Origin of the sequence: Halomonas sp. SL1 (genome assembly GCF_003030865.2) — a bacterium.
GTDB classification, from domain to species: domain Bacteria; phylum Pseudomonadota; class Gammaproteobacteria; order Pseudomonadales; family Halomonadaceae; genus Halomonas; species Halomonas halophila.
This window is the reverse complement of the sequence record NZ_PYUQ02000016.1, coordinates 247,979-260,513: the sequence shown is the minus strand read 5'-3', so window position 1 is coordinate 260,513 and position 12,535 is coordinate 247,979. Positions and strand designations below refer to the sequence as shown.

Annotated in this window: 9 protein-coding genes and 1 other RNA gene; 9 read left to right on the top strand and 1 reads right to left on the bottom strand. The window is 50.3% G+C overall.

Annotation, left to right across the window (positions count from 1 at the left end):
• Positions 1–11: 11 nt before the first annotated feature.
• Positions 12–1,235 carry an acetyl-CoA carboxylase biotin carboxylase subunit family protein gene (locus tag C9J49_RS11395; protein ID WP_046080122.1) on the bottom strand — a complete coding sequence of 408 codons (1,224 nt, stop codon included), beginning with the start codon at positions 1,233–1,235 and terminating at the stop codon, positions 12–14.
• Positions 1,236–1,482: 247 nt separating this feature from the next.
• Here C9J49_RS11395 and ffs point away from each other — a divergent pair.
• The 9 genes from ffs to C9J49_RS11370 all read left to right on the top strand — a co-directional run bounded on the left by ffs (position 1,483) and on the right by C9J49_RS11370 (position 12,522).
• Positions 1,483–1,579, top strand: an RNA gene (ffs, locus tag C9J49_RS11390) — signal recognition particle sRNA small type.
• 77 nt (positions 1,580–1,656) lie between these two features.
• Positions 1,657–2,946 carry a site-specific integrase gene (locus tag C9J49_RS11385; protein ID WP_146612993.1) on the top strand — a complete coding sequence of 430 codons (1,290 nt, stop codon included), beginning with the start codon at positions 1,657–1,659 and terminating at the stop codon, positions 2,944–2,946.
• A gap of 271 nt (positions 2,947–3,217) precedes the next feature.
• Positions 3,218–3,664, top strand: a complete 447-nt coding sequence (locus tag C9J49_RS16990) for a hypothetical protein (protein ID WP_181454292.1) — start codon at positions 3,218–3,220, stop codon at positions 3,662–3,664.
• Between the two features lie 802 nt (positions 3,665–4,466).
• Positions 4,467–6,122 (top strand): DEAD/DEAH box helicase family protein, encoded by a 1,656-nt coding sequence (locus tag C9J49_RS16985; RefSeq protein ID WP_146612991.1) that lies wholly within the window; start codon positions 4,467–4,469, stop codon positions 6,120–6,122.
• A gap of 402 nt (positions 6,123–6,524) precedes the next feature.
• Positions 6,525–7,070, top strand: a complete 546-nt coding sequence (locus C9J49_RS16980) for a hypothetical protein (protein WP_146612990.1) — start codon at positions 6,525–6,527, stop codon at positions 7,068–7,070.
• 608 nt (positions 7,071–7,678) lie between these two features.
• A complete protein-coding gene (locus C9J49_RS16975; protein WP_146612989.1) occupies positions 7,679–9,415 on the top strand; it encodes a hypothetical protein in 1,737 nt (578 codons plus the stop codon).
• Positions 9,416–9,529: 114 nt separating this feature from the next.
• A complete protein-coding gene (locus tag C9J49_RS11380; protein WP_181454291.1) occupies positions 9,530–10,717 on the top strand; it encodes an AAA family ATPase in 1,188 nt (395 codons plus the stop codon).
• Positions 10,718–12,019, top strand: coding sequence for a VWA-like domain-containing protein (locus C9J49_RS11375; RefSeq protein ID WP_107180792.1), 1,302 nt, complete (start codon positions 10,718–10,720; stop codon positions 12,017–12,019).
• Positions 12,016–12,522: an alpha/beta hydrolase gene (locus C9J49_RS11370; protein ID WP_220084868.1), complete on the top strand. Its 507-nt coding sequence runs from the start codon at positions 12,016–12,018 to the stop codon at positions 12,520–12,522. The genes C9J49_RS11375 and C9J49_RS11370 overlap by 4 nt, the downstream gene beginning before the upstream one ends.
• The last annotated feature ends 13 nt before the right edge of the window (positions 12,523–12,535 follow it).

Sequence of the window (12,535 nt, the reverse complement as noted above, 5' to 3'; positions counted from 1 at the left end):
TGACGCGCCTGTCAGACATAGAAATCAAGTTCTTCCATGTGCTTGAGCAGGTCGCGCATGCGGTGAGGCTCGTCGCCCTTGAAGTAGATCAGCCCCCAGTGGGTGCCGAAAGCGGTGCGCTTGGTGACGGTTTCCTGCAGCGGGGGCGTCAGCTCGTGGGATTCGAAGTAGGGATCGTCCTCGACCTCCTCGGGAATCTCCAGGCGGCTGACCACACGCAGTCGCGGATAGACCCCGAAGCAGCCCGCGTAGCCGTCGGCATCGACGACTTCCCTGGGGAAGAAGTCGGCGACCTCCTCGGCGGTGGACTTGGGATCGAACACCAGCATGCTGGCCTGGTAGGCGTTGAAGCCGTAGACCCGTTCGAGCAGCTCGAAGACCTTGAACCCCGGAGGCCGATAGGCGACCTCGCCGAAGTACATCTCGCCGTCGCTGGTGACGAAGTACTCCGGGTGGATCAGGCCGAAGGAGATGTCGAAGGCCTTGATCAGCTTCTCGATCTGGGCGGTGATCTGCGGGCGATAGCGCTCGAGCTCCGGCGAGGCGGGCACGAACACCGAATAGCCCAGGGTCACGTACTCGGAGATGTTCAGGAAGGCGATCTTGCCGTCGTGGATCCAGGCCTCAACGGCGAACTCCCAGCCATCCAGGTGCGACTCCATCAGCACCGGGAATTCCTCCTCGGGGATGGTATCGACCTCGTCCGGCGTGCGGATCACTCGGTGACCCAGGCAGCCGGCCTTGTCGAAGGCCTTGAGGTGGATGGGGTCGTTGGGGTCGCCATCCAGCTTGAGCAGGGTCTGGTTGACGCGCTTGAGGAAGCGGATCACGTCATCCTTGTCGTGGGCCTCCTCGAAGATACCCACGCGGATGCCGCCGAGCTGAGCGCGGCGCTTCATCAACGCCTTGTCGCGCAAGAGCAGCGACTGGCCGTAGAGCCGCGGGCTGTCGAGCAGCACCGAGTTGATGGCGCCGGCCCATTCCACGGTTTCCTCGAACAGCGGGATGGCGACATCGACGCCCATCTCCTTGAGCGTCTCGGCGATCTCCAGCGAGCGGTCGTTCAGGCGCTCGAAGTTCCAGGAAAGATAGGGGATGTCGTGCTTCTGGCAGTATTCCTCGGCCCAGTCCGGGGCCACCACCACATAGCGGCGGTCGAAATTGGCGGCGGCCTCGATGGCATTCAGGCTCCAGCCGAGTAGTGCGATATGGCCCTTGTCCGGGTTCTTGTTCATGGACGCCTCCGTCGGCGGTTCACGATGAAGCCTCCCGCCGTGCGGCGAGAGACGAGTCACCCCTCACCATAGCCCCTTGTGGCGGATCAGAAAGTGAGACGCTTCCACGCACCGGTATCCGGATCGCAATCGCTCCTTGCTGCGCCGGCGGTCGCTTGGTATAGTGCGCGGCGTTCGGCAAGTGACTGATCCCGCTCAGAGAACTGCCTGACCCAAATGGCACGTCAAGTGCCCGCTGTGGTGGCCCCTTAGGTCCTCCCGCAACGCTAAGTCGCAAACCCCGCCAGGCCCGGAAGGGAGCAACGGTAGTGATGGACGCGTGTGCCGGGATGTGGCTTTCGGGGCCGCCTCCAACTTATTGTTTTTAAAGGATTTTTCCTTCGGCTGACCTCCCAGTGGGACAAATTGGGGGGACAAACTCGTGGGAAATTCTGCTAAAACGCCTGCCTACCTTATCCGCTCGCGCCATGGCGTCTGGTACTTTCGCATCGTCGTACCTACCTATGCTCAGCGACGTATCGGCAAGAAAGTCATCAAGAGATCCTTGAGGACACGCTCAAAGCGTGAAGCTATCCTGAAGGCCTCTAGCTTGCTGATAGAAGCGTCCGAACTGATCGGTCGTGCTATCCCTGATGCTCAGCTCAACGGCTCCAGCCTCCCTGTGAGCTTCTCCGAGAGCCATTTGGCATCGTCCCAGAATATCGTTATTCCTCATGCTCCAGCGAAACGCCTGTCCGAGGTTCTAGAAGGTTACAGGCAGCAACAAAGGCTCGAAGGTGTCTCATTGAAGACGCTGGATGATAAGCAGGCCGTCGTTGACCTCCTCATTCGTATTGTTGGCGATCTCTCTATCACTGACTACACCATTGAGACTGCCAAGCAGTTCAGAGATAAGGTTCTGCAGCTCCCTCCGCTTGCCACGCGAACACTGGTACAAAAGCCCCACCTGACACTTGATATGCTTATCGAGACGGCTGACAAGACGATCTCGATAACGACTTATAACAATTATGTTAAGAACCTTGTGACCGTCTTCGAGCATGCTGTTGCCATGGAGTTGATCACCAGAAATCCATTTTCAGGGATGAAGATCAAACTCAAGCGTAAAGTGAATAGTTATCGAGATGAGTTCACTGAAGAGGAAATTGGAAGAATTTTCTTTGAAGTAAAACAGCAAGAGGGGTGGAAGTATTGGATTCCTCACCTTGGCTACTATGGTGCATTTCGCCTCAATGAGATATGCCAGCTTTACAAGGAAGATGTGAAGATCATTGATGGCATTGCCTGTATTCATGTCCGAGAGAGAAAGCCAGACCAGAGGCTAAAGAATCATTCAGCTGAACGCGTGATACCGATTCATCACGACCTTTTAAAGATGGGGTTTGTCGAGTATGTATCTTCTTTGCCGGATCAGTCCCGTGTTTTTAATCTGAGGTGGAGCGAAAAGCATGGGTACTCTGCGACTCCCTCTAAGTGGTTTGGTCGTCTGCGGGATAAGCTTGGCATAGTACAGAGAGGGAAGGGGAAAAAAGACTTCCACAGTTTCCGGCATACAGTAGCCAATTTTCTGAAGCAGAAAGGAGTCGCGGAGAATCAGATTGGAGGATTTCTGGGGCATTCAACCGGTGGCATCACAAACACAAGGTATGGTAAGGAATATAAGCCTCAGGTCTTGATGCCTGTGGTAGAGATGATTGATGGTGATTTTTAGCAAATAGGTTTATAGTTTTTTTAAATTGAGGTCTTGGCATAGTGTCGCGGCTCCAGAATTAATTCGGTAATTTTCAGGCTGATGAGTGACGGTGCAAGAGTTTATTTGGTTAAATTATGGGCGAGGCATGGATTTCTGATTTATAAAGCATCCTTCATTTCTCTTGCCAGACTGAGATTTTGGGTTACCATTTGATTGTGTCGTTCAGAAAGCTTCCTGACCAGTATTAGGAGGCGCGTTACTACTTAGAGTCCACGCTGCCTCTTTACTGATGGCATTGTTTAATACCTATATGCCAAATCTTTGGCAGGATGCTTTCGTTTTTAATAAAAACAGGAATAAAGTTATGTGTAATAATGAGTGTAATGTTGGTGAGGTTGAGCGATTGGTGGAGATTTGTGACGTAAGCAGGGTGAATGTTGAGAAGGTGGTTGCTGGCTTACAGTCGAGAGTAAACATGCGTCTCCAAGCAGAAGGATTTGGCAGAGATAGAGTAATCAAGATAAAAGCAGGAGAGGCTTATAACTTGTTCGGTATTGGTCATGATTTACATAAAAAAGTTCTCTGCTTGTACTTGTCTATATCTGAACTTCAGCCTTCATTGGCAGATGAAGTAGAAGTGAAAGATGTGATCGAGATATATGATAATGAGGTTATTGAATATTTTGGGAGAGTTTTTTCGCCGCATTGGGATGCCGTTGTCAATCTTGAGGTTTAAGGCTTTACAATGTTCCGATGACCTTGTCAGTAATTAGGCTGATGGATTGTTATGGAATAAAAGGGCAGGGGGCTTTTCTTTCAGGGTTGTTGAGCTGGTTTATATCGAGATGCATAAACTCGGTTAGCATCAGGTTTGATAGCGAAAGTATATCTTGTGATGTCGCATGCTGTTTTTTTACAATAAAGACGCGTTGATGACTACAGGTATAGATGTTCCCATCTCTTTTGATTGCATAACTTAAAAACTCGAATTAGTTGTATGTCAAGATGAAAGTGGATGAACAGGCTTTGCTTGTTCATCCGCCAAGTGACATTGCGAAGCGATGTCACTTACATATTATCATTTGTATGAAGTCGAATGTTATTTGCCATGTGATTTGATGTCCTTCATGTTGATGAAGGAGGTGTATCGTATGGGCTCGTCTGATTGTGATTGAATTTAAGTATACGTGTTTCAAGTAAGCCAAGAAACAAGCACGAGTTGGTGGATTTCTGAGTGTAAGTTTACTTGCACTCAGGAGTTCACAACTCCAGCGGAGCTGCAATTATTTTAATTACTGGTAGTTGGTCTTGGAATGCACTGAGTAAACTCAGTGCATAGGGAAGTGACGTTCCGCTCCTTGGCGTCGCTACTGCGCCACTTCCTTTTTCCTTTTTCTAGCTGCTGTATTGATCTGGTTTTCAGTGCCAATCAATTTTATGTTGAGTAAAAACGGGACGTTTCTATATACATTATAGAGATGTGTAACGGTTTTGTTGATCAGCCCCGAATTCGAAACTTTTTATAAGGAGAGTATATCATGAATGCTAAGAACGTTAATGTAAGTCAGCAAGACATCGTCGCTGCTGTTGAGAATCAATCAGGCTGTGGGACTGTAAATTTTGATCCGTCGCTCACGGGGTCAGGAAAGACACATGGAGCGATTAAAGATGTACTTAAGAGGAGAGAAAAAACCATTATAGCAGTTCCATACATAAAGTTAGCGAACGAATATAAATCAAAGATACACGAGATTTCAGAGGAGTTGGTCATAACTCCTTCCTGCGCCTTTATTACGAGCGAAGAAAAGAGTGTTGATAAGAAAACGTTCGAGGAACTTGAGTGCCATCTTGAAAAGGGTAATAACTACTACAATGACTACATTATAGTCACGACACATCAAACACTACGACTAGCTCTTTTGAATGACATTGTTGGAATTGACGGTTGGCACTTGATTATAGATGAATGTATGGATATGTTCTATACATGTTCATATGAAGTTACAAAGGCATCAGCGAAGATGTTTTTGGATAGCTTCACTTTAGAACATGGTGTCAATGATAAATTGTATGAGCTAAGTGTTGAGGCATCGCAGAGGGCTACATTTAGGAATATCCTTAACGGTGGTATTGGAGATAGTTTCTGGAAGAAAGATGCTCATGAACAATTCGTGGCTCACTCACTCTCTAAATCCTTCTCAACCTATGCGCGCATAGAAGATGTCAAGAAAGCTGTGAGCGTCTTAGAGGGAAAGCATGAAAAAGAGTCTGCGAAGCTATCCACTCTTTCAGTGATAAAAAAAGATATTTTGACTAAGTTTTCTAGTCTTACCTTTATTGCAGCGGACTTCGATAAAACAGTGATGGCCCTTGTTCTAGAGAATCTAGGTTTTGAATTAAACAGGGTAAGTTATGCTGCATATCCTCTTTTACAACACAGCAATGGGAAAAGATTAACTATAAAATATGCTGTGGATAGGAAGAACAGCATTAGTTATAAAAGGGTTAAGTCTTTAAAGAGAGATGATGATAATGAGATTATGGATCACGAAGACTTGATAGTTGCTCGTTATCTTAGGGAGATCGGTGGTGAATGTTTTATATTTAATTCAAACGTGGCATCTAGAGACAAAAAAGTCTATCGCGAGTGTATGGGGGGTGACAATCAAGATGGCCAAGCTGTCTTGTTAACTGCTGTTTCCGGTGTTAATGAATATTCCACTTACAACTACGCCATGTATACAACAGCTAAGAATTCTAAAGACTGCGAGGCGTCTATTTTTGAAGCTTTTGGTGTTCCAAGAGAAGTTGTTGACATGGACCGTAACCAATTATCTGCTTACCAGTTTGTGTCACGTACAAGTATACGTGAGCGCAATGCAACTGACCCTGTAGTCTTTTATGTTATTGACAAAAATACAGCAGAGTTCCTAAAAGAAAAGTGGCCAGAATCTGAGTGTTTAAAGATTGATGTTGATGGGTTAGAGGCTGATGATCTTAGTGATCGACAGAAGATTAACAATGATAAGGACTATAAAGCTTATAGGGATAAGGTAAAGAAGTACAATGAAGGTAATAGGCGGTTTTACAAACCTAGCGCCGAACGCTTTGTTAAGATGTATGAAGCTTTAGGATTGGCAGCCAATGATGAAGTGTATTTACACATGAGGGAGCAATGCATTGACCGTAAATAGAAGCTAGCGGCGATGTGTCTACACCGCTATATATCTTTTTCTGTGTAATCCGGCCTTGTTTCTTCCTCCACGCCTCCTGCGTACGCAACTTCTTGTTAATCGTTTCTACAGTATCGTACCGGCGTTTCCCTTCGCTGCACATCATCATCACCCCTGAAAGACCAGTGGGACGATACCACAGCGAATGCATATGGCTAAGCCATATTAAACCTCTCCATTTTTTTTGGAGATAACTACTCTTCGACAGCATTAGCGGGATGTCTTATCTACGGCCGTATGACTTCGCTCTGCGGGTATAAAGGACAAGCAAACCGTCTAAGGGGCAAACCATGATGACTCATGGGGAAGCCTTAGTAGAAGAGTACCCAAATGTTAACAATATCAAACAAAGGATAAATTATAATGAAATATGAAACATTAAATGAGGAACACAAAAAAGATATAATTGACTTCTGCCGGTCATTCAATCCGGAGTTCTTTATGACACTGGTTTTTCGACCTAACATCAAAAGAAAAGACGCAGAGAAGTCCATGGTCGACTTCATCAATAAATTGAATAGAGCTCTTTTCATTAGAAGAGAGAAAAAAAGACTACGACTTCTCCCAGTCCTTGAGATGGGGCGTGCTCGATATGAACACGTGGGATGTGTCCTTGACAAGGTAGAAGCCAACTGGCATATACATGTAATAATGGAAAGCCCGATCAACAGGGATTCACGTGTATCGGACATATCCCTAGAAGAACTAAAGAAATTAATTGGTAATTTATGGGGCAACACCCCCAATGGAGACGAGACGTTTACTACTAGACATTATAGCAACGACTGGTTCAAGCCAATTTACGATATTGAGCGCTTAACCCATTACTTGCATAAAGAAATCAGTCAAGGCAATGAAGGCGCAGTCTGCTATGAGTACGCCAACAACAAAGGTATAAAAATGAAATAAAAATCATGTGATGTCCGAATGCTTCAGCATTCGGCGAGCATGATTTTCGGGTGCTTGAGAGGAACGAAAGCAAGCGTGCAGTTGTGGGTCCAGCATGATCTTGAAAACCACTCCGTCACATTAAAAATGTCAGTGAAAACAACAAGCCGCTTCCATTAACGAGTAGCGGCTGTTATAATTTCTACTATATGCACCCAATAAAGTGGCGTGCATAAGAGGAGGCCTATGAATGACAGCGGATATGGAGCTCTATTTTATCGATACACAACCATCCTCAATTTAATCCCGAATTACCCAGACTCGATTACTACAAATGACATTCTTCGTCATTTAGAGGCGAAAGGTATCTCCACTTCGGTTCGCGGTCTTCAGAGAGACCTAGCTGATCGCCTGTCCCTGTACTTCCCGATAATTTGTCTTGATGAAACGCGTCCATTTCGTTGGTCGCTTGATGTTGATTACGATTTTAACATCCCCTATCCGCGTCAAAACCCGAAACAGCATGTATGTGAGTGCTGCATGTCCGGGACGTAGGCCGTAGAAATCATCTGCTGTTGCGTCAAGGGATGACGCAGAAGGCATGTACCATCTCCATTTAAGGAGATCACATGCCTCACACTCATTGCCTTCCACTCGATACGACATCATCTTCATCGGTTCATATCCCAGTCGATTCCATTGGAGGAGGCGAGCTGAGCGAGTATGGCGGCACGAGTGCGGTAGTGGTAACGCCGTACCTCCGCTGCCTCGATATCTCTGACTGCGAGAAGCTTGAGCATCTCGACCTTACTGAATGTCAACCGGAATGCCATGTCACTATTCGGGCTTGCCACGCCTTATGCGAAATACGAGTCCGTAGCGGAGGTCGCGGAGCAGTCATTCACATCGACAGCGGTGATCAGCCTCCCTCGCTTCACATTAAAGGGGCTGTGGATCAGGTCGATGGCTGCTGGTCTAAGGGGCAGTTCTATGTCAGCAGTGCTGAGTCTCCATGGAATAACGCCATAGTTTGTCCGTATATCAGTGCAATACCTGATTCACATAGCGCCAATGCTGCTGAGTGTTGGGTCCTGCTGGCTCCTCAGATCACTCATGCAGTTATTGATGCCCCAGAGCTACGCCATTGTTACGTCTCAGGCGGTAACCACCTCGAAGCCCTGTCGATCATTGCCCTGAGCGATAAAACACCTCAGATCGAATTATACGCGCTTCCTGAGCTGCTGTCGGTGGACGTACATGCATGGAACGCATGCTGTCGCGCACGTGATTGCTGCTCTTTGACAGCACTATCTGGGGAGCTAGCCGATTTGCACTTATCTAAAGTCTCACATCATGTACATGCCCTATCCATTGAGGTAGAGGGCGAACGTATAGCCCTTAGTCATTCCAGTCTGAATGAGCTTGCACTATCCAAACCGGTATATCTGAGCTTGGTGCACTGCACGTCACTAGAGATGGTGTCGCTTCCCCCTATGACATCCATTGATTGCGTAGGCCCCGTGCCGTCTCCACTGGTCGGTATCGCGACAGTGGTTGTTGATGAAAGCTCAGTCAAATCGTTGGTGGCTGCCTTTCCACGTGATCCTGAAGGCACCATGCAGCAATTGCCCACGTTGATCCCATCGATGGCTCCACCAGCTTCGTGCGTGAAAGCTCTGCAACTGCTTCATGAGCTGTCTGAGCTTGGTGCACAACCCGAACAGATATGGGACCTTCGACTTTCGCTAAGTGCTCGGCACCTGTCCATGCATCGAAAGAAACAACGTGCTGAGTCGCAACAGCGGACAAACGCGTCAAATCGCTGGAAATGGTGTCTCCCCGATGACCTCGCTCGCGAAGGCTGGATGGCCGATTATCGAATATGGGTAGAATGCGCTAAGACGGTGCCTGATGCTTTCCATTACCGACGCGCACTGGTTCGTGCCGCTATACAAGTTCCAGACGGACTCGCGATGCAAACAATAGTGCAGGCCATGTCGCTTCACAGCGAGGGTACGTTGCGCCATGAGCTCGACCTATGGCGCGATATCATGGAGGCCATGGCAGACAAAGAGCCCATCGGTATTGTTTGTTGGGTAAAACATGCACGTACCTTAGCTCTCCGTTACGGGAAGGATGAACGTCTTGACCGAGCCTATCTTGAGGCTTCCGAAACACTCTTGCCGCTGGGTGAGTTGCTGGACTTGCTTCAGCGCCTTGGAGTCCATCGTCCTGAAGTCCGCACATGCCTTCTTCGGGTTGCTCATCGACCACGGCACTGGCGCGAAAAACGTTCTGAATCACCGAAAGAGGCGGAACAGCTGCGAGCCACAGCGATGACTCTCGCAATATCACGTACGACATGAAGGTATCGAACACAGGAGAATATGACTGGCTGGTAGATAATCTTTGAAGAATCAAAGCGACAGGGAGTGTCGCATAACAGGGTTATCATGGGTGTCTACCTTTCAGGAGACGCCATGACGCTAACCGCCAGCCTGTCCCAAGTTCGCCGCATCATCGAAACGCAACTCCACCTCTTGTGGTCGTTCCCCTGTTGCCCTCAGCTCATCGCCCCCTTGATGCTCTGGGGAAGTCCCGGCATAGGAAAGAGTCGAGTTGTCCGTGAGGTCTGTGAAGCCGCTGGCATTGGTTTCGTGGATGTCCGGCTTTCACAAATGGAGCCTGTCGACCTCCGTGGCATTCCCGTTCCGGACGGGGACAGTGTGAAGTGGTTGGTGGCTAGCCATTGGCCGCGTGATCCCGAAAGCCGTGGCATCTTGCTCCTTGATGAACTATCAGCGGCAGATCGCTCCATGCAGGTAGCAGCGTACGAGCTACTGCTGGATCGCCGTCTTGGCGATCTCTATCAGCTACCCGATGGTTGGCTTGCGGTGGCCGCAGGTAATGGTGTCGAGGATCATGCGGTCTCGGCCCCGATGTCGTCGGCCTTGGCGAATCGTCTCCTGCATCTGGACGTCGAAGCTGATATTGAGTCGTGGAGCGCCTATGCGGTGGCACAGGGCATCCATCCCGACATTCTGGCGTTCCTCCGTTTCAAGCCGGAGTATCTGCTGGCCAACGAGGACACTTCGCACGCGTGGGCATCTCCCCGCTCTTGGGAGCGCGTATCGGCCTTACTGATGTCAGAGGCCCATCTCGATGAGGCGACAGAACGCCTCATGATCCACGGTCTGGTTGGAGAAACTGCCTGCCACGAATTTATGGCCTTTCGCGATCTATCTCACGAGAAGGTAGATATCCCGGCGATGTTACGTGGTGAGGTGCCTGTCAGCATCCCGACCCGCACAGACCTCAAGCTGGCCTTCTGCGCTGCGGTATCCCAGCACGTTTGGAAGGGGGATGAGGACGCTCAGGATCAGCGTCTTGAAGTGTTCTTCGAAGTGGGGGTTCAGCTATCGAGTGATCTGGCAACGCTCATGCTGATAGACGCCCTTCGTAGCGATCATGGATGTGGCGCTGATGCACTAGCGGAGCAAATGTTCGCGCATCCCGGCTTCCAACAGTGGTTGGAGCTACATGGCCTCCCGATGGAGCAGATCGACCCTGAGCCAGACACGGGACTACCCGACGGGCGTTTTCTCGTAGCAGATGCAGCCACAGGCCCGCTGGGGGAGGATGAGGGCAGCGAACAGGAGTATCACTGAATGAACGATGCTCCGACCTCTCCACAACAGCAGGGTGATCTCCTCACGGGGGACAGCATCCAAGGTAGCTGGCGTGAACCGACGCCCAACGAACAGGCGTTGAAGAAGCGTGTCCTGATCGAGTGGCAGCAGGAGCTCCGCGACTGGCTGATCAGTTACCCGTTTATCGCCAAGCTGGTGATGCGCATGACGCTGGTCATGGTCGTGGATGTCCGAGTCCCCACGGCCTGCACCGACGGCAAGCACATCTTCATCAATGCTCGCTTCGCAGATCGTTGCTCCTCAGCACTGCGTCGATTCGTGTTGGGGCACGAGCTCTACCATGTGCTGCTTGGCCACTTTGTGCGCCAATACGGACGAGACCGTCTACGTTGGAATCTCGCGGTAGATTCTGAGGCCAACTACCGGCTCATGATAGATGGTCTTCCACTTCCTGAGGATGCGGTTTTGTATCCAGCTATGGCAGGACGAAGCGCTGAAGCCATCTACCAGTGGCTGTTGGGGCACCCGTCCCCAGAGGTAGATACGCCCTTCGACCGCCATGGAGGTGAGCTACTGGCTCCTGCCCCCTTGAACGGTGGTGACAAGGAGATGGTGATCGATCCCGACTATGCTCCGCTTCGCATTGATGTGGACACGGCTCGACAGATCACGGAGGAATGGCAGGAAGCCGTGAAATGGGCCGCACTTGAGAATGATGCTGGGATAGTGCCAGCCGGCATGCAACTGGTCATCGATGATATTCCGGCACCTCAGGTGCACTGGCGTGGTCTGTTGCGTGATTTCTTGCGACGGCATCTCGGCGGTTCATTCACATGGAACCGGCCCAATCGTCGTCATCTGGCCCAAGGGCGCTATCTGCCGGGGCAACAGGGCGCCGCTATCTCTATCATGGTAGGACTGGACACGAGCGGGAGCACGCGCAGCCACCTTGGGACATTCCTTGCCGAGCTGAGCGCATTGCTAGACACCGCTGAACACGTAGAGCTTACCCTCATCCAGTGCGATGCAGCGATTCAGTCAGAACGCATCATTACGTCACTGCATGATCTGCGGGAGTTCGATGGCTCTGACATACACAACTCCATGACGCTGTCTGGGGGAGGAGGCACAGACTTTCGCCCAGTCTTCGACCGAGCAGAGGCAGTCTGGCCAGATGTTGTGGTGTACCTCACGGATGGCTGTGGACGAGCGCCGGATGTGGCTCCCCCTATACCCGTGCTGTGGGCGATCACTGGCAATGGCGCTTGCCCCGCGACATGGGGCTCCGTCATTCACTTGAAGAAGGAGGGCAACGCATGAAGGTTATCTTCTCTCACGGCAAGGAATCCGGCCCCTATGGGCAAAAAATCGTCCAGCTGTCGCAGGTTGCCTTGAGCAACGGGCTTCAGGTAGAGAGCATTGACTATCAGAGCATCACGGACCCTGAGGCACGGGTCGTCAAGCTGGTGGAGGTGCTATCCACGACCAGCGGCCCCTATCTGCTCGTAGGGAGCTCTATGGGCGCCTACGTGTCACTGGTGGCTAGCCAAACGGTTCCTGTGGCGGGGTTGTTTCTGCTGGCACCTGCGGTGGGTCTCCCCGGCTACGCTATGCAGTCGGGCTTCCAGCTGGAAGGCGTGCCCATCGCTATCTGCCACGGTTGGAGCGACAAGGTGGTCCCTGTGAGCAACGTGATAGCGTTCGCCGAGGAGCACCGAGCTGACCTCCACCTACTCAATAGCGATCATCGTATGACATCTGTATTGCCCTGCATTAGATCGATATTCGCTCTATGGGTCGATAGCCAGAATAATTTCTATTAACGTGGTAATGTTT

Excerpts from the sequence above, each read along its gene's own strand:
- C9J49_RS11375 (WP_107180792.1), top strand. The coding sequence starts at position 10,718 with ATGAACGATGCTCCGACCTCTCCACAACAGCAGGGTGATCTCCTCACG.
- C9J49_RS11395 (WP_046080122.1), bottom strand. The coding sequence starts at position 1,235 with ATGAACAAGAACCCGGACAAGGGCCATATCGCACTACTCGGCTGGAGC.
- C9J49_RS11370 (WP_220084868.1), top strand. The coding sequence starts at position 12,016 with ATGAAGGTTATCTTCTCTCACGGCAAGGAATCCGGCCCCTATGGGCAA.
- C9J49_RS16990 (WP_181454292.1), top strand. The coding sequence starts at position 3,218 with ATGGCATTGTTTAATACCTATATGCCAAATCTTTGGCAGGATGCTTTC.
- C9J49_RS16985 (WP_146612991.1), top strand. The coding sequence starts at position 4,467 with ATGAATGCTAAGAACGTTAATGTAAGTCAGCAAGACATCGTCGCTGCT.
- C9J49_RS16980 (WP_146612990.1), top strand. The coding sequence starts at position 6,525 with ATGAAATATGAAACATTAAATGAGGAACACAAAAAAGATATAATTGAC.
- C9J49_RS11380 (WP_181454291.1), top strand. The coding sequence starts at position 9,530 with ATGACGCTAACCGCCAGCCTGTCCCAAGTTCGCCGCATCATCGAAACG.
- C9J49_RS16975 (WP_146612989.1), top strand. The coding sequence starts at position 7,679 with ATGCCTCACACTCATTGCCTTCCACTCGATACGACATCATCTTCATCG.